The following is a 17,227-nucleotide window of genomic DNA, read 5'->3' as shown; positions in this document are numbered from 1 at the left end:
GCTCGCGCTCTTTTTAGAAGATCAAAAGATCGCGAGCAAGCGCGTTCCTACAGGGGCGGGTTAATGTTGAGCGGGTTCTTCGCGCACCCCGGGAAGGGTCAGGATCTGCTTTAACAATTCCACCGACTCTACGCGGGTGGTTTTTCCGAACTGGACAATAACGCTTTCAGTGCCCACGTCCGGGCCGCGCTCCACGATCACCTGTTTGATGCGATCCGCACGTTCACCCAACAGTTGCTGGAGGCTGGAATAGGAAACAACACCGGTGGGTGCCACCAGCTTGACCACATGCACCTTTACATAATCGCGATAACGCCGTTCTACCGGCCCCAACGCCACCAAGGTCAGCAAAATTATGACGGTCGCAGCGACGGCCAGCATGTACAGCCCGCTACCAATGGCCATGCCTATGGCGGCGACGGCCCATAAGCTTGCGGCCGTGGTTAGGCCTCTGATCACGTCCCCGCGCACCATGATCGAGCCAGCCCCTAAAAAGCCGATGCCGGTGACCACTTGCGCAGCAATTCGAGAAGGGTCCAACTGTGTCCCTGGCATGGTCAGCGCCTGTTGAAAGCCAAAGGCGGAGACGATCATAAACAGACAAGCACCGGTTGCTACCAACATATGGGTGCGCAAACCTGCTGTCCAAAACAGGTGTTCTCGCTGAAAACCGATCAGGCTGCCCAGCAGTACAGCCAGCAGCAAGCGCACACACATTTCCCACTCTGAAATCATGAAAACCCCTCATTCATAACAACTTACCGATGCAATACGAGCCACCAGCATAGTCAAGGATTACCTGGCTCGAGATTCACTTCAGCGCAGCGGCGGCAGGCCGTAGGTGCCGAGGTCAAACTCCGCCAACTTGCGAATAATCAGGTCAGCGTGGTGATACTTGCTGTCGACCATGGCCGCATCGGGAACGGCGATGGCAGTCATGTTGGCAGCCTTGGCAGCCGTCACGCCAAAGGGCGAATCTTCGAACACCAAGCAATCTTCTGGCGCGATGCCCAGACGGCGTGCAGCGGTCAGAAAAATATCGGGCGCAGGCTTGGCAGCGCCGACTTCCGGGTCATCGGCAGTGACGATGGTGTCAAACAACGCAAACCACTCGCGGTGCAATGTGGTTTTGTAACCAAAACCACTGCTCGATGAACTGGTCCCCACGGCAATCGGGATACTGTGAGCCTTCAAGTGCCGCACCAACTCTTCAGCGCCCGGCATGCCGAGGGCCTTGGAAAAACGCTCGGCCATGAGCGGCTCACGTTCGCGCAAAAACGTTTGCCAGGTGATGGGCAAATCCAGCGCGTTAACAATGTACTCCGCCAGGTCTTGAGCGCCCCGGCCAATGATGTGCTGCTTGATGCTCCAATCATACGTTCGGCCATAACGTTCGACGACGATTTGCGTGACGTCGGAGTAAATGCCTTCTGTATCGAGCAACAAGCCGTCCATATCGAAAATCACGGCCTTGATCGGGCCGACAGCAGTACGCGGTGTGTTCATCACAACAAATCCGTGGCGAAGGGCTAAATGGATTCCGCACCTTAACTGCCCGCGTTGCCAGAATGCCAGTGTGTTGAGCAGAGAAATCCTCTAGCCGCTGCCGCAGGCTACTAATCAATGATTGATCACCACTTGTTCAGCTCCGTCCAATCGCTTCGGGCAATGCAGCGGATCAGTCCATCATTGATGACAACTGCGTAGCAGATTCTGGCGTCCTTAGCGTTCTAACAGGCGGTAGAGTGATTGGCTGTGAGAAACCTTAAGGCCTGCACGCTGCAAATTTCGCCGACTTTGCGAGTTGGCTAACGCAGTTGCCGCGACCGTAAGGGCGCCCTGTTCTGCTGCTTGCGCTATGCGGTAAGCAATAAGCGCTGCGTGAAACCCTCGACCGCGCATGCCCTTTTGAGTAACCGCAGTGCCCAAGTAAGCCACTCCGTTACTGGCAAGGTGCATTGAAGCGCCTGCCACCACCTCGCCCGCCTCTTTAATCACATAGATTGTGAGCGCCTTGTCGGTTTGCAGGCTGCCGAAAGAGGCTTGGCTGGCGGCACGTTGCGCGGGTTTGGTATGAAACCCACTCGCGTGAAGCGCTGTAAATGCGAGAAGGCTTTGCGACGTGACCTCCTCAATATCGAACGCGTACTGACCGTGTACTGCATGTTCGATGGCGCAGGCTAATTGCACATGGGTCCAGCCCTTTAAACGTTCCAGTCGACGGCCTGCGACAGACAGGCACGGCTCAAGCGATGAGGGCGGCCCAAAGTACGGCGTAACCATCGAGTAAGCAGCGTTCTGTTCGAGCAGCTCAACGATGGCTTGCGGCTCTGCCGAGGCATCGCCATAAATGCGATTGAACATGGGGCTGGGTGCTGCTTTCACCTGAAAACAGGGGAAGTTGCCATTAGCAAAAATGCGGGCCGCGTACGGGTTGCCCTCAATTTGAGCCAAGTGGTACACGCGAGCACGTAAGTACTCTCGCTCGGCGGTTTCGATGGCGGTGGCCTTGATGACATCCATGTGCAGGTACTCCAGCAAATTAAGTGCGTTGTCATCGATACACGTCTGAGTCGATGGCAGGCTGATTAGGCAATTCGATAGGCACAGCGTCGGGCACCCAACTGGATATGTTCCACTCGCTCGACTTTAGCCCGCAATACGTTCTCGAAGACCTGCAACTCTGCACGGCAAAAGCCCTGACACGCGGTGGCCGCGGCACAGATCGGGCAATGGTTTTCCACCAAGATCAACGCACCGTCCGGCTGTTCACTGCACTGGGCCATGTAGCCTTCGCGCGTGCGCAACTGCGCCAATCGCTCGACTCGCGCTTTCAAGTCCACCAGCCCTTCCATCTCCCGCTCATACAAGGCCTGGGTCTGGCGTTCACGCACATCGATTAAGCGATCAATGGCGTCTTCGCCGAAGGTCTCGCGCACCGTCTGCAACAATTGAACCGTGAGTTGCGAATGGGTATCAGGAAAGCGCGCATGCCCCGCCGCCGTCAGGTGCCAGACTTGCGTCGGGCGCCCTACTCCGCGCACCTCTGACTGAGCTTGGACCAAGCCGCTCGCGGCCAACTTCACTAATTGCTGACGCGCAGCTTCCCCCGTCGTCCCCAAGAATTCGCCCGCATCACTGGCCAGTTGTGGGCCACGCGTTTTGAGCAGATGCAGTAAACGATCCGCCGGAGATGCCGATGAATTTTCCAAGTCATTTCTTGACAAAATATTTCGCCTCACCGCAATATTCAAAGCACTTGCTTGGCAAATTAACTCAAGCCTGCCGTTGAAGCAATTCGCCAGGTTTTAAAACAGCAGAGTCAGCACAAGGAGTCACTGATGCAAACCCAGGACAGCCGTTGGGGAGAATTACTCCTCGGTGAGAACGCCACCCGTTCCATCGCGCTCTCTGGTGGCATAGCGCTCTATGCCACCAACACCTATATCGCCACCACAATTTTGCCGTCTGTGGTCGCCGAGATAGGCGGGCTAGAGCTCTATGCGTGGAGCACCACGTTATATGTAGTGGCCTCAATCCTAGGCTCCGCCCTCACCTCCAAGCTGTTGCAAAGCACTGGCCCACGCTTGGCTTACACCATTGCCACGCTGGTGTTTATGGTCGGCGTATTGATCTGCGCATTAGCACCGAGCATGCCGGTGATGCTAGTCGGGCGACTGATCCAGGGATTGGGCGGCGGGATATTGCTGGCCTTGTGTTACTCGATGATCCAGTTGGTGTTCGAAGAACGTTTGTGGCCACGGGCAATGGCCCTCGTCTCGGGGATGTGGGGTGTCGCAACACTGGTCGGGCCGGCGGTGGGCGGCGTGTTTGCTGAAATGGACGTTTGGCGTCTGGCCTTCGGCTCGATGGTGCCGATCAGCCTTGCTTACATCGTGCTCACTCAGCGTGCGTTGCCACCCCGCGATGAGGCGCCCGTCACGCCCAGTCGCCTGCCTGTGACGCAACTCGTCCTGTTGGCCGCTGCTGTGTTGGCGGTGTGCTCTGGCAGCGTTTCGTCGTTGCCGATTTGGAACTTACTGGGTATTGCAGCCTGTGCGATTCTGGTGTTTGTGCTGGTTCGTCACGAATCGAGCGCCACGGTTCGTCTTCTGCCCAAAGACGCGTTTAAATTCAGCACTCCGCTATGCGCGCTTTACGCCACCACCTGCCTGTTGGTGATCGGCATGAGCAGTGAGATATTCATGCCGTATTTTCTGCAACACCTGCATGGCCAGTCGCCGTTGGCTGCCGGTTACATGACCGCATTAATGGCCGCAGGCTGGACCGTTGCAGAAATTCTCAGCTCCGGCTGGACAGGCCGTAATACACAACGAGCCATTCTCGCGGGGCCGCTGTTTATCATTGTCGGGCTGGTGATGCTGGCAATCACTACGCCAATGGCGAGCTTGGGCGAATGGAAACAACTGGCGCCTATCTGCCTTGGGCTCTTTCTGGTCGGATTTGGCATAGGCTTGGGCTGGCCGCACCTGCTCACACGCATCCTGCAAGTCGCCTCAGAGCGTGATAAAGACACCGCCGCCGCGTCGATTACCACCCTGCAACTGTTTGCCATGGCAATGGGCGCAGCGTTGGCAGGTGTGATCGCCAACATGGCGGGAATCAATGATACGACCAGCAATGCGGGCATCAGCAACGCGGCGCAATGGTTGTTTGGGCTGTTTGTTCTGGCGCCCGTCTTAGCGCTGGTGATGGCGCGACGGGCAACGCGCACATAAGTCCATGCCGCAGGGTCAGTGATTACGCATACAATTGCCATCACTCCCTGCACATCAGACATCCCGGTCAATTTATGGCGCTAGACCCCCTTACTTTATTGACCCTGAGCATCGCACTGGCCGCTGCCGCCGCGTTGTATCTTGCCATTGAATGGCGCAGCGTCCGCGAGCCTTCGCTGCTGTATTGGAGCGCAGGTTTTGCAACCATTTCAGTCGGCTCAACGCTCGCGCTGTTACGCAGCAGCGGGCTGCTGTTGATCGGCATCTGGTTCGCCAATGGTCTGCTGGTGGTCGCCCACTGGCTGTTTCTGTTGGGTGTTGCCCGCTTCACCCAAGCGCGTCTGTCACGAGGCTGGTACCTGACGTTCGTTATCTGGCCCGCGCTGCTGCTTATCCCGAGTGAGCCGTCATGGTCACGAATCATGCTACTGGCCAACTCGCTGTTAGTGGCCGTGTTGACCCTCAAAGCCAGTTGGCTGTTACGCCCTCACGGCAAATCGTTGAGCGTGGGCGCGGTGCAGTTGCGTTATGTGCTGTTAATCCACGGCTTGTTTTATCTCGCCAAAGCGTTAACAGCTGTGATACCCGGCGAACTGATCGACCTTGCAGCATTTCGGGGCGAAATCATTCAGATTTCATTGGTCGAAGGGTCCATGGCGATCATGCTGATCGCGTTATCGATGACCGGGACCGAGCGCTACCGGCGCGAAAAAAATATCGCCCGACTGGCCGCCCGTGATCCATTGACCGCCCTGTACAACCGCCGCGCCCTTGAAGTGCGCGCTCCGCCCTTGTTGAACGGTGTCTCGCCCACGCAGGCGGGAGCCTTGCTGCTGATCGACATCGACAATTTCAAACTGATTAACGACTTGTTTGGCCATACAGCCGGCGACCGCCTACTGGTTACATTGAGTGAAATTATTCGTGCGGTACTGCCCAAAGGCGCGCTGGCCGCTCGCCTAGGCGGCGACGAGTTCGTGATTCTGTTGAGCAACACCTCAACTGAAAGCATCGAGGCTCTGGGTAGAGCACTGCGCGATCCGTTTTACCTCCTAACCTCACAAACATTCGCCACGCCGCAAGCGGTGACCTTAAGCATCGGCGCTGAATTGTTCGACCGTCCACCCGCCAGCCTTAGTCAACTGATCGAATTGGGTGATGCCGCCCTGTACGCATCCAAACGCGGGGGTCGCAATAGCCTGCGTCTGGTGGACCGGACCCAGAGTGAGATGCGCTCCGAAAGGCCGGGCCATTAATCATGGCGCCAGAAGGCACTATCGAGTCTTTGCAAGGGCTGATTCTGCGCGGTGATTTGCCAAAAGGACTGGGCAAACCGTGTGAACCTTACCGCGTCGCGGCGGGCTGCATTGGGCAATTCCTGTTGGAGACCCAATCCCCAACCGCCAAAAACAGAAAAGCCCGGAAACCGGGCTTTCTTAAATCAAGTGCTGCTTATTGAGCCGTTTTCAGCTTGATCACATCGCCGGAAACGGTAGTGGTGTAGCCGTTCAGAACCCAGGCCCAGAACCACTTTTCCTGCACTTGAGTATTAATCAGCGCATCGCCGCCTTTGGCTTGGATGGCAGAGGTCTGCGCGCGAACAAAGCGGCTGTTCTGACCAATAGGAATCAGACCAAAAAGCATCAGGCCCGTAGCGCTGGCTTCACTGTGGCCTACGACGGTGTACTGATTGCTATCGTACTGATGGGTCTTCATAGCCGTACCGGTGCAACCCGCCAGAGCCAATACACAGACAGCTGAAGCGAGGGTTTTACTGAACATCTTCACGGTGTTACTCCATTGAATAAAGCCCGAATCCAAATATTGGGCGGGGGCACTTTACCCGAAAGGCTGAAGTCTTTGACAGCTTTGCGGCTCACTTTCTATCGCTGACATGGCGTTGCAACCCGTGGTTGATGCCCTGCGCGACGTCAAGCCGGTGGGTACAAACCCAGATCCCCATGTCTACTGGGATGATCGGCACCCAACCTGCAAAGTCCAACAGTTGACCCTTTCTTATTGTTCCCTCAGCGCATTGGCCAGACGTAGCATCGCCGCTTCGATTTCATAAGCGGTCAAGGATGAATAACCCAATAGCCAACCTTGTTTCTTCTTATCGCCCGCGTACAACCGACTGAGACCCGACAGCTGTACGTTCGCGCTGGCAGCCTGGCGAATGGTTTTCTCTTCAGACCAACCATCGGCAAGCAGGCAAGGGATTTGCAGTCCGCCTTGAGGACGCAGCGCTGTGACAATGCCGTCCAGGTGCTTGCTAATCGCACCCAGCGTGACGGCTCGGCGTCCGGCATAGAGTTTGCGCATGGCGCGGACATGGGCGTTGTAATGACCATCTTCCATAAAGCGCGCCAATGTCAGTTGCAGGACTTGTGGCGTGTGGCCATCCATAATGCTGCGCGCGTAAGTGAACGTTTTGACCAACTCATGCGGCAGTATCATGTAGCCCATTCGCAACCCTGGGTAGAGTGTTTTGCTAAAGGTGCCTAGGTAGATAGTGCGTCGATATTTGTCCAGGCCCTGCACGCAGGCGGTCGGATGCCCGTCGTAGTGAAACTCGCTGTCGTAGTCGTCTTCGATGATCCACTTGCCCTGCTCCGCTGCCCAATTGATAAGTTCAAGTCGGCGCTCCAGCGGCAAAGTCGCTCCCGTGGGGTATTGATGAGACGGTGTGACATAGACGCAGTTGGCGCCACTGCGGTCTGCCCGGAGCAATTGCGTACGGATGCCCAGTTCATCGACATCAATGCCCACGACTTTGGTGTCTGCCGCTTCAAAGGCTTTCTTGGCGCCGAAGTAGCCTGGGTCTTCCAGCAAGATTGATTGACCGGCGTCCACTAATAGCAGGGCACACAAGAACAGCGCTTGGCGAGTACTGCTCAACACCAGGATCTGGTCTGGTGAGCATTTAGCCCCGCGTTCCAGATTCAAGTAGGTGGCGATGGCCTTGCGCAACGGCGCGGCCCCTTGCGGGTCGCCATGCAGTAACACGTTGGCGCGATAGTCCTTCATGACCTGGCGTTGCAGGCGCTCCCAAACGTCGGTGGGAAAGGTGCGGGTTTCTGGCAAGCCGGTAGCAAACGCATTGACCGCCTGCTGATCATTGATGCCGCCGCTGTTGAAGATCATCCGCCCGCGCAAGCTCAGCCCGGCACTGGGTGCATCCTCCCGGTGTTTACTGTCTGGCGTTTTAATACGTCTGCGTGCTGCCCCATGCAGTTCGACGCCAAGCATCTCGCACACATAGCTGCCCGCCCCCTCGCGCCGCACGATGAAACCATCACGATGCAATTGCACATAGGCATTCTCCACAGTGTCGCGCGCCATGCCGAGCGACTTGGCCAAGGTCCGGGTTGAGGGCAACTTCAAACCAGGGTCAAGGGCACCATCAAGGATCAACGCACGCAACGCACGCTGAATCCGCTGGTGCAGATCCAGCAACTTAAACTCGTCATCGTCGAGTCGCATTTTCAGCGTTTCCAACTCGAAGGTTTTCGCCATGTGGTCTGCCTAACTCCCAAAAAAACACCTTAAAAGGTAGGCCAGTCTATCTGTACGCGCTCTCAAAATCGCTCGTGCCTTTAAGCGCAGAGAGACCGCCTGTTGTGAGTGTTCATTACGCGTACATGTCGCGGCGAAAGTGGTCTGGTTCATTGGATAAAAGTGTAGGGGCTAAGCATGCCATTTAAAGCCTATAAATGACGCCTCGCCCAAGCCCCTGACTTTGCAAGGAGCAAAGAACACATGCCCTCTTCAGCCCCCCCGTCGCCAATTCGTCTACGCGATCTTATCCATCCAATCGTTGCCGGTCTTATTTCGGTCATCGTCAACTATGGCGGTACGTTCATTCTGGTCTTTCAAGCAGCCAAGGTCGCAGGCTTAAGCCCCGAGCTAACCGCTTCGTGGGTCTGGTCGGTGTCGATTGGCGTGGGGATTACCGGGCTCTTTCTCAGTTGGCTGACCCGTGAGCCGATCATTACCGCTTGGTCGACACCTGCGGCTGCATTTCTTGTCGTCGTACTCGGGACAACGAGCTATGCCGAGGCAATTGGCGCGTACATCATTTCTGCCGCCGCCTTCGTGCTGCTGGGTATATCGGGGCAGTTTGAAAAAGTCATCCGTCTTATTCCACCGGGTGTGGCCGCGGGGTTGTTGGCCGGTATCCTGCTCAAATTCGGTGTCGGTGCATTTGGCGGCATGAGCGTCGACCCCATATTGGTCGGGCTGCTGGTTGCCGCCTACCTTGTACTCAAACGCTTTACTGCACGCTACGCCGTGGTGGGCATTCTCGTGCTGGGAATGGCGTTTTTGCTGATCCAAGGCCGAGTCGATTTTTCGGGGCTGGAATTGCAATTCGCGGTGCCCGTTTTTACCCGGCCTGAGTTCTCGTTCAATGCGCTACTGAGTGTCGCGTTGCCATTGTTTCTGATCACCCTGACCGGTCAGTACATGCCGGGCATGCTGGTGCTGCGCAACGATGGCTTTCGCACCAGCGCCAACCCAATTCTGACCATCACCGGGCTGGGTTCATTGCTCATGGCGCCCTTCGGCTCTCACGCGTTTAACATCGCCGCGATAACGGCCGCCATTTGCACCGGCAAGGAAGCCTCGCAAGACCCTTCCAAACGCTGGATCGCGGGCGTTGCAGCGGGGGTGTTCTACATCGTGATCGGGGTGTTCGGGGTAACGCTAGCCACTGTGTTTATGGTGCTCCCGGCGACCTTCATTACGACATTGGCCGGCCTAGCCTTGCTGGGCACCATCGGCGCCAGCATCACCAGTGCCATGGCTGACATCAAATCCCGCGAAGCGTCCTTGATTACTTTTCTTGCCTGCGCCTCCGACATCACCCTGTTTGGGATCGGTGGGGCGTTCTGGGGATTGCTGATGGGTCTTGTGGCATACGCCGTACTCAACGGCCGCTTGTCATTTCGTAAGTCGCAAGCCGTGTCTGTCGTCAAACCGGTTGTAACGACCCACGACGCCCGATAAAAGAATCGGCCGATTGCAGCCCTTCACGGACGACAGCAATCGGCCAACAGCTCACGGGCGAACCCATGGGGCATCGTTAGCCCCAACACGAGTCCCTCATAATCTCTGCAATTAATGCGATGGGGATGGCAGCGTCGCAAGGCCCGATTGCGCCTTGATGCTCAACTGCTCCAACCAGATATCGTGCTGCTCGACTAAGCCTTGGGTGAACCCTTCGGTCGCCCAAATACCTAGCGTACTGATTTGAGTTTCATCCGTAATCAGCAAAGTGCTGCCGTCAGGAAGCGGATGCAGATACCAGGTGTGATAGGCCTTTACACCGTCAGCCACGGCAATCCATGCAAGACGCCGTTCAGTCTCATAATCATGAACGGTCGAGGTGAGCCGAAATCCGAAGGTCGTCCACTTGAAAACAGAGCCCGCTTGAAGAAATGGACCTGGCCAAATCACAAACTCGACATCCAGAGCATTGGGATACCACTGCGGCCAGCTTTCGGCGCACGTCAACCACGCCCACACAGTTGCAGGTGATGCGGGAATCACCAAATGGTTGGCAGCATACAAGGGCGCAGTTTGCGGGTGGTAGGCAGTAGGCCAATTGATCTGAGATCTGGCTTCGGCCACAACGGTTTGGAACGCTGTATCAGTCATTGTCATTCTCTTTTTTTCCATGATTGAAGTGGTACTAGGAGGCGGGTCGCTTACTGCTCAGGACGGACTCCAGCTAAGGTAGGTTGATCTCCCATTACTCAGCATGGCCTGATGTTCAAGGTCATTGAGTACGGTGTCGTTAAATACGGTCCACCACAGCCCACGCTCCAGTGCTTCGCGGGGTTCGGCCGAATAGAAGATACTTTCATAACGTTCATTCTCACTGTGGGTACGGCACGCTAGAGCCGCTGTGAACGTGGCCGGCAGCGACACTTTGAAGACTCGGATGCATCCCGTGCTTATCAACCAGATGTTCGACACCCGATATTTTGCGAAATAGCACATAAAACACCGGCGTCAGCATCAAGCCGAACAGGGTCACACCCAGCATGCCAAAGAACACCGCGATGCCCATGGCCTCACGCATTTCCGCGCCAGCCCCTGACGAAAACACCAGCGGAACCACCCCCATGATGAACGCGATAGACGTCATCAGAATCGGGCGCAAACGTAAGCGGCTCGCTTCCACCGCTGCCTCTATGACCGTGCGTCCCTGCATCTCCAGTTCCCTGGCGAACTCGACAATCAGGATCGCGTTTTTCACCGACAGACCCACCAACACCATCAACCCAATCTGGGTAAAAATGTTGTTATCTCCATCGGTCAGCCACACGCCGATCAACGCTGACAAGAGGCTCATCGGCACGATCAGAATGATCGCAAGCGGGAGGGTCAGGCTTTCATAAAGGGCCGCCAGCACCAGAAACACCAGCAACACACTGATCGGGAATATCCACAACGAAGCGTTACCCACCAAGACCTGCTGATAAGTCAGGTCCGTCCATTCAAACTTCACTCCACGGGGCAATACGTCGGCGGCAATCCGTTCGACCGCCGCTTGCGCCTGATCTGACGAATAACCCGGTGCCGGTCCTCCGTTGATATCGGCTGCCGGATAACCGTTGTAGCGCACCACGGATTCAGGACCATACGTGGTCGTGACGTTCACCAGTGAAGACAGGGGCACCATGTCCCCCTCCACGTTGCGGGTTTTGAGCAACCCGATGTCCGCTGCGGTGGCGCGAAAAGGCGCGTCCGCCTGAGCACGTACCTGATAGACACGACCAAATTTGTTGAAGTCGTTGATGTAGGCCGACCCCAGATAAATTTGCAGCGTGGCGAATACATCAGTCACCGAAACGCCCAATTGCTTGGCCTTGACCCGATCGAGCTCAACGTTGAGTTGCGGCACGTTAATCTGAAAAGTACTAAACGAGGGGCCTAACTCCGGTGCCTGCGCTGCTTTGGCCAGAAACGCCTGTGTGGCATCGTTTAGCGCTTCATAGCCAAGTGAGCCGCGATCCTCAATCTGCAACTTGAAGCCGCCCAGCGTGCCGAGGCCCAGCACGGGTGGCGGAGGAAACGCCGCCACATTTGCCTCTTTGATCTGCGAATACTCAGCGTTTAATTGAGTGACGATATTGACCGTTGATTCACCCTCACCACGCTGAATCGAGGGTTTGAGAATCATGAAGATCACCCCCGCACTCGAGGAGTGCGTGAAGCCGTTGATCGACATCCCCGGGTACTGAACAGCGCGCTCGACCCCCGGTATCCGGTGTGCAATTTCGGCCATTTTGCGCACCACCTGTTCAGTGCGCTCCATGGAAGCGCCATTGGGCAATTGCGCCACCGCCAGTACATAGTCCTTATCCTGCTGTGGGACAAACCCACCAGGCACGACTTTGCCCATGAACACTGCGGCGCCCAGAAGCAGACCGTAGATAACTAGCATCACCATTTTGCGGTTGACGAGGCGATTGACTCCTTTGCCATACGCCTTCGAGCCACGGTTGAAGACGTTGTTAAAACCATCGAAAAAACGCCCAAATAGGCGATCCATCACTCGGGTTAGCCAGTCTTTAGGCGCGTGGTGACCTTTGAGTAGCACCGCCGCGAGCGCCGGTGAAAGAGTGAGCGAGTTGAACGCGGAGATAACTGTTGAAATAGCGATCGTCATCGCAAACTGTTGGTAGAACTGCCCCGTTAGCCCTGACATGAACGCCAACGGCACGAATACCGCGACCAGCGTCAGGGCGATCGCAATGATCGGACCGCTCACTTCCTGCATGGCTTTATAGGTTGCATCGCGGGGAGACAGCCCAGCCTCGATATTGCGCTCGACGTTCTCGACGACAACGATCGCATCGTCGACCACGATGCCGATGGCCAGCACCATGCCAAACAGTGATAGCGCATTGATCGTGAAGCCGAAGGCCAGTAGCAACGCAAAGGTGCCGATGATCGATACCGGCACCGCCAACAGCGGTATCAGCGAGGCGCGCCACGTTTGCAAAAAGACAATTACCACCAGCACTACCAGGGCAATCGCCTCGAATAGCGTCATGATCACCGCGTTGATGCTTTCCTGAACAAACTGGCTGGGGTCATAGGCAATTCGATATTCGAGGTCTTCGGGCATGTCCGCCTGCAACTCGTCCATCGCGGCACGAACATCCTTGGAAATCTGCAACGAGTTAGCGCCAGGCTGCTCGAAGATCACAACTTGCGCTGACTGCTCGTTGTCCAACAGTGAACGCAACCCATATTCGGAAGCGCCGACCTCGACCCGGGCAACATCCGACAAATGAGTCACGGCACCATCCGCTGAGGACTTCAGGATGATGTCGAGAAACTCCCGCTCGGTTTTCAGCCGTCCCTGGGCGTTAATACTCAACTGCAAAGGCACGTTGGTCATCATTGGCGCGCCGCCGACCATGCCTGCTGCGACTTGCACGTTCTGCTCTCGAATGGCATTCACCACATCGGTCGCCGTCATGTTCAGGCGCGCGATTTTCTGCGGGTCCAGCCAGATGCGCATGGAATAATCACCCCCGCCCCACAGCCTCGCTTCACCGACACCAGGAATTCGCGCAAGCCTGTCCCGCACGTTGATCAGCAGATAATTGCGCAGGTAGGGCATATCGTAGCGACGGTTCGGCGAGACCAGGTTCACCGCTATAGTCAACGTGGGCGATGACTTGATTGAGGTCACCCCAAGGCGCTGGACGTCTTCCGGCAAACGCGGCAACGCTTGGGCGACCCGCGTCTGGATAAGTTGTTGAGCAAGGTTGGGGTCAGTGCCGAGTTTGAACGTCACAGTGGTGGTCATGTTGCCGTCACTGGTCGCTTGCGACTGCATGTAGAGCATGTCCTCGACGCCGTTGATTTGCTCCTCGATCGGTGAGGCGACGGTGTCGGCTATAACCTTGGGATTTGCCCCCGGATACTGAGCATGCACAATCACTGAAGGCGGTACGACCTCTGGGTATTCAGAGGAAGGCAACTTAAATAGAGCAATGAGTCCGGCCAAAACAACCAATACCGACAACACGCCGGCGAAGATCGGACGGTCGATAAAGAATCTTGAGATATTCATGGGGCTTTTTCGCCTTAGGCTGCGGGCTTAATTGAAGGAGCCAAGCTCGCCATATCGACGCTTTGTACATTCACAGTGTCTTGCGGCCGAACCCGTTGCATGCCATTGACGATGACCCTGTCTCCAGCCTTCAGCCCACTCGTCACCACACGCAGCCCTTCATGCAGATTCCCCAGTATCACCTCGCGGTAGTGGGCGCGATTCTGCTCATCCACGGTCAACACGAACTTACGCGTCTGGTCGGTGCCGACCGCCGCATCATTGATCATCACTGCGGTGTGCGGCTGACCGCCGATGACTTTAATACGGGCGTACAAGCCCGGAAGAAGTGCGCCATTGGCATTGTCGAAACGGGCGCGTACACGGAGGGTGCCTGAGCGGCTATCCAATTGGTTGTCGACCGAGTCGATCTGGCCTTGACGCGAGTATCCCGACTCATTCGCCAACCCCATCGATACCGGCACCGCTAGTCGGGATCCGTCACTTAAGTAGTTCAAATACGTGTGTTCATCGACATCGAACGACGCATAAATCGGAGACACCGACACCAGCGTCGTCAAACGCGGCGCAGCGGCACCGCTTGCCACAATATTGCCCACAGTCAGTTCGGCGCGAGATAACCGGCCAGCAATAGGCGCAACGATCTGCGTGTAACCAAGGTTGATTGTCGCCGTGTCCACCGCAGCCTGCGCAGTTTTGACCTGAGCTTTGGCTTCACGTAACGCATTGTGCTTCTCGTCCCGATCACGCTTGGAAATCGCATTGGCGTCAATAAGCCGATCAGCACGCGCGGCGTCCAATGTCGCGAAAACGGTGCGCGATTGCGCGGCGGCTAACACGCCTGCTGCGCGGTCCAACTCAGCCCGATAGGGCTTGGGATCGATGCTGAACAATAAATCGCCGCGCTTTACGACGCTGCCATCTTTGAAGTGCACGCCGACAATTGCGCCGGAGACAAGAGGCCGGATGGCGATGTCATCAATCGCCTCCAAACGCCCGGAGAAGGCTTGCCACTCGGTAATCGGTTGCGAGATGACCACAGCGACACCGACTGCAACGGCTGGCGCAGGCGTGTCAGCCGCTGACGCAGAATTGATCAACATACCTTGATGGCGTTGCGCAAATGGTACGCCCGCAGCACACACCACGATAAACAGCGCACTAAGCGCTACGGAGACATTTTTACGAGCAGCAAACATCGAGATGATTCCTGTTAAACAGATCAGTTAACGCTAGGCCTTACGGCCTATCGTCTGTGGCGGACCAGTTCAGCGGAATAATCACACGGGACCGGAGGCGGCCATTGTGGAAGGCGTCAACGGTTTGATAAACGATGCGCAAAGACACCCATTGTGGCGTTTATCGACACAATAAGAATCGAGGGGGATCAGCCGACTAACATCTCAACCATCCAGTTGATCAGCGGGCTTGATTCTGAGTTGGGATGCCAGGCCACAATCAATTCATACCCAGGCGGGCTGGCGTTCTCTTCGAGTTGCACTACTTTCAGGCCAGGGTAAGGCAGCAGGCGGGAGGGAATGAAGGCAACGGCCCCGGTGGCTTTTACCATTTGCCCGGCCAACAGAAAATGCGGCACCGACAGGATGATGTTGCGTTGCAAGCCACGTTGCTCGAACCAACCATCTGCCGAGCCCTGCAAATTTGCCCGCGCAGGTGACACTACGACATGAGGCTGCCGGGCCAGGGTCTCTAGACTGATAACGCTCTCGCAGAGCGCAGACGACTCATCCGCGACGCACACATAGTGCTCATGAAACAGCGTCCGTCGAGGAAAGTGGGCTGGCACGTACTCCGCAAGCGTGATCGCAATGTCGATCTCACCGCTGGCCATTTTGCCAGCCACAGCATCAATTTGCAGTTCGCTCAGGATCAACTTTATATGCGGCGCCTGCTGGCGAATGGCACTCAAGCGAGGCCCCATTGCCACGTGGTGCGCATAGTCCGCCCCGCAGATATTCATCTGGGCCACCACCTGCGCGGGATCGAACGGCGCACGATCCACTAGCCGGTCGAGAGCTGAAAGAATTTCATTAACCTCAATCGCAAGTTCTTGCGCCAGTGCCGTGGCCATCACTCCACGGCCCGTACGCACGAACAACGGATCGCCGAAAACCTCGCGCAACGTCGCTACATTTGCGCTGACAGCTTGCTGCGTCAGGCCCATATGGTTAGCGACAACGCTCAGATTTTTTTCCTTCAGCAATGCAGAGAAAATCCGCAATTGCCTAATACCTAATCTAGAGGCTCTTGCCATATTTGTATCTCATACAAGAAAAGATTGTTTGTTGTTGTATCAGAGTACTCCTAGGCTAACGACACGCCAAATGGCGCCAGGAGAGACAATGATCAGGCGTTCTGATATTTCAATGCCCGATATCGTGACGTTTACCGCGGTTGCGCAAACGGGCAGTTTTACCCGCGCTGCCGAAGCGTTAGGGACTGACAAATCCAACGTCGGGAAGGCCGTTCAACGCTTGGAAAAACGCCTCGGCACTCAACTGTTCCAGCGGACCACTCGCGCCGTTCGTCTCACGGAAGACGGTGAAACCTACCTTGTCGGGGCTCTGACGGCTCTGGATTATCTGAAAGAGGTGGAACATGCCCTAAAGGTCCGGCGCAACGAACCGATTGGACGCGTGCGACTCAACCTACCCGCGAGTTTCGGTCGCCTGCTATTACCTACATTCGCGGCTCTTGGCGTGCGTTACCCGAAATTAACCCTAGAATTGGCAATCACCGATCAGGTGTCCGATCCGGTAGCAGAAGGCTGGGATATCGTAGTTCGTATCGGTGATTTGCTGACGGACAGCGAAATGACCGTTCGAAAGCTGTGCGACACGACATTTGGCCTCTACGCTTCTCCAGATTACATCGCACGTCGAGGGGCCATTTCATCGGTGAGTGAAATCGCCAATCACTCAGCCCTGATCTTTCGCGGACGCAACGGCCGCTTACGGCCTTGGACGCTTCTTGATGGAAGCCACATCAGGGAAATCTCGCCTGAACCACAAATCATTACGTCTGACACTCAGGTGATCATCGACGCCATGGTCAAAGGCCTGGGCGTTGGGCAGATACTCGATCGCATGGCCCAGCCTTACCTCGCCGAGGGAACACTCGTCCAATTGCTGCCTAACTCAAGTACAGCAGGACTGCCGGTGCACGCACTCATACCCTCGGGACAGAAAATGTCGGCAAAAACTCGAGTGGTTTTAAACCACCTGTCGGAGAGTCTAAGATCTCCCGCAATTTAATAAATGGGCTAAATAGCAATCACGCCCATTAATCTAAAGATCGCGCATAACATAGACACCTGCATCAATACACCCTGCTACCTTCAATAAACGCGCATTGCTTTTAATAATAAATA

The 17,227-nt window shown here is 56.0% G+C and carries 14 protein-coding genes; 4 read left to right on the top strand and 10 right to left on the bottom strand.

All coding sequences use genetic code 11. The features are described 5' to 3' along the window. Positions 1 to 60: 60 nt before the first annotated feature. The 4 genes from B347_RS0113010 to B347_RS0112995 form a co-directional block, all read right to left on the bottom strand. Positions 61 to 735, bottom strand: a complete 675-nt coding sequence (locus B347_RS0113010) for an MgtC/SapB family protein (RefSeq protein ID WP_019410140.1) — start codon at positions 733 to 735, stop codon at positions 61 to 63. 81 nt (positions 736 to 816) lie between these two features. Continuing rightward, positions 817 to 1,506 carry an HAD-IA family hydrolase gene (locus B347_RS0113005; RefSeq protein WP_019410139.1) on the bottom strand — a complete coding sequence of 230 codons (690 nt, stop codon included), beginning with the start codon at positions 1,504 to 1,506 and terminating at the stop codon, positions 817 to 819. 216 nt (positions 1,507 to 1,722) lie between these two features. After that, positions 1,723 to 2,523 (bottom strand): GNAT family N-acetyltransferase, encoded by an 801-nt coding sequence (locus B347_RS0113000; RefSeq protein ID WP_019410138.1) that lies wholly within the window; start codon positions 2,521 to 2,523, stop codon positions 1,723 to 1,725. A 65-nt stretch (positions 2,524 to 2,588) separates the two neighbouring features. Continuing rightward, the gene (locus B347_RS0112995) at positions 2,589 to 3,212 is read right to left on the bottom strand and encodes a helix-turn-helix transcriptional regulator (protein ID WP_019410137.1); all 624 of its coding nucleotides are present in this window, start codon (positions 3,210 to 3,212) and stop codon (positions 2,589 to 2,591) included. Between the two features lie 129 nt (positions 3,213 to 3,341). Between B347_RS0112995 and B347_RS0112990 the strand changes: the two genes are divergently transcribed. Both B347_RS0112990 and B347_RS0112985 read left to right on the top strand, forming a co-directional pair. Then, positions 3,342 to 4,739, top strand: coding sequence for an MFS transporter (locus B347_RS0112990; protein WP_019410136.1), 1,398 nt, complete (start codon positions 3,342 to 3,344; stop codon positions 4,737 to 4,739). A 74-nt stretch (positions 4,740 to 4,813) separates the two neighbouring features. Then, complete coding sequence (locus tag B347_RS0112985) at positions 4,814 to 5,995, top strand: GGDEF domain-containing protein (RefSeq protein ID WP_026014163.1); 1,182 nt, start codon at positions 4,814 to 4,816, stop codon at positions 5,993 to 5,995. 196 nt (positions 5,996 to 6,191) lie between these two features. Here B347_RS0112985 and B347_RS0112975 read toward each other — a convergent pair whose 3' ends face one another. Both B347_RS0112975 and B347_RS0112970 read right to left on the bottom strand, forming a co-directional pair. After that, on the bottom strand, positions 6,192 to 6,527 hold the full coding sequence (locus B347_RS0112975) for a hypothetical protein (protein WP_026014162.1): 336 nt from the start codon (positions 6,525 to 6,527) through the stop codon (positions 6,192 to 6,194). A gap of 228 nt (positions 6,528 to 6,755) precedes the next feature. Then, entirely contained in the window at positions 6,756 to 8,255 is a 1,500-nt protein-coding gene (locus B347_RS0112970; RefSeq protein WP_019410132.1) for a PLP-dependent aminotransferase family protein, read from the bottom strand. A gap of 243 nt (positions 8,256 to 8,498) precedes the next feature. On the opposite strand from B347_RS0112970, the gene B347_RS0112965 reads away from it, so the two are divergent. Next, positions 8,499 to 9,746, top strand: a complete 1,248-nt coding sequence (locus B347_RS0112965; protein ID WP_019410131.1) for a benzoate/H(+) symporter BenE family transporter — start codon at positions 8,499 to 8,501, stop codon at positions 9,744 to 9,746. 111 nt (positions 9,747 to 9,857) lie between these two features. Here the strand turns inward: B347_RS0112965 and B347_RS24985 are convergent, their stop codons facing one another. From B347_RS24985 to B347_RS0112945, 4 genes are all read right to left on the bottom strand, one after another. After that, positions 9,858 to 10,397, bottom strand: coding sequence for an SRPBCC family protein (locus B347_RS24985; RefSeq protein WP_019410130.1), 540 nt, complete (start codon positions 10,395 to 10,397; stop codon positions 9,858 to 9,860). Positions 10,398 to 10,617: 220 nt separating this feature from the next. After that, positions 10,618 to 13,836, bottom strand: a complete 3,219-nt coding sequence (locus B347_RS24980) for an efflux RND transporter permease subunit (RefSeq protein WP_019410129.1) — start codon at positions 13,834 to 13,836, stop codon at positions 10,618 to 10,620. Between the two features lie 14 nt (positions 13,837 to 13,850). Then, the gene (locus B347_RS0112950; protein WP_019410128.1) at positions 13,851 to 15,035 is read right to left on the bottom strand and encodes an efflux RND transporter periplasmic adaptor subunit; all 1,185 of its coding nucleotides are present in this window, start codon (positions 15,033 to 15,035) and stop codon (positions 13,851 to 13,853) included. A 188-nt stretch (positions 15,036 to 15,223) separates the two neighbouring features. Beyond that, on the bottom strand, positions 15,224 to 16,111 hold the full coding sequence (locus B347_RS0112945; protein WP_026014161.1) for a LysR family transcriptional regulator: 888 nt from the start codon (positions 16,109 to 16,111) through the stop codon (positions 15,224 to 15,226). 88 nt (positions 16,112 to 16,199) lie between these two features. On the opposite strand from B347_RS0112945, the gene B347_RS0112940 reads away from it, so the two are divergent. After that, positions 16,200 to 17,111, top strand: coding sequence for a LysR family transcriptional regulator (locus B347_RS0112940; protein WP_019410126.1), 912 nt, complete (start codon positions 16,200 to 16,202; stop codon positions 17,109 to 17,111). Positions 17,112 to 17,227 lie beyond the last annotated feature (116 nt).

Source organism: Pseudomonas psychrophila HA-4 (genome assembly GCF_000282975.1).
Classification (GTDB): domain Bacteria; phylum Pseudomonadota; class Gammaproteobacteria; order Pseudomonadales; family Pseudomonadaceae; genus Aquipseudomonas; species Aquipseudomonas psychrophila_A.
Note: the sequence above shows the minus strand (reverse complement) of the source record. Positions and strands in the feature narration are given on the sequence as shown.

Coding starts and splice junctions, on each gene's coding strand:
- B347_RS0112945 (WP_026014161.1), bottom strand. CDS start 16,111: ATGGCAAGAGCCTCTAGATTAGGTATTAGGCAATTGCGGATTTTCTCT.
- B347_RS0112970 (WP_019410132.1), bottom strand. CDS start 8,255: ATGGCGAAAACCTTCGAGTTGGAAACGCTGAAAATGCGACTCGACGAT.
- B347_RS0112965 (WP_019410131.1), top strand. CDS start 8,499: ATGCCCTCTTCAGCCCCCCCGTCGCCAATTCGTCTACGCGATCTTATC.
- B347_RS0112985 (WP_026014163.1), top strand. CDS start 4,814: ATGGCGCTAGACCCCCTTACTTTATTGACCCTGAGCATCGCACTGGCC.
- B347_RS0112990 (WP_019410136.1), top strand. CDS start 3,342: ATGCAAACCCAGGACAGCCGTTGGGGAGAATTACTCCTCGGTGAGAAC.
- B347_RS0112950 (WP_019410128.1), bottom strand. CDS start 15,035: ATGTTTGCTGCTCGTAAAAATGTCTCCGTAGCGCTTAGTGCGCTGTTT.
- B347_RS24980 (WP_019410129.1), bottom strand. CDS start 13,836: ATGAATATCTCAAGATTCTTTATCGACCGTCCGATCTTCGCCGGCGTG.
- B347_RS0113000 (WP_019410138.1), bottom strand. CDS start 2,523: ATGGATGTCATCAAGGCCACCGCCATCGAAACCGCCGAGCGAGAGTAC.
- B347_RS24985 (WP_019410130.1), bottom strand. CDS start 10,397: ATGACTGATACAGCGTTCCAAACCGTTGTGGCCGAAGCCAGATCTCAG.
- B347_RS0113010 (WP_019410140.1), bottom strand. CDS start 735: ATGATTTCAGAGTGGGAAATGTGTGTGCGCTTGCTGCTGGCTGTACTG.
- B347_RS0112940 (WP_019410126.1), top strand. CDS start 16,200: ATGATCAGGCGTTCTGATATTTCAATGCCCGATATCGTGACGTTTACC.
- B347_RS0113005 (WP_019410139.1), bottom strand. CDS start 1,506: ATGAACACACCGCGTACTGCTGTCGGCCCGATCAAGGCCGTGATTTTC.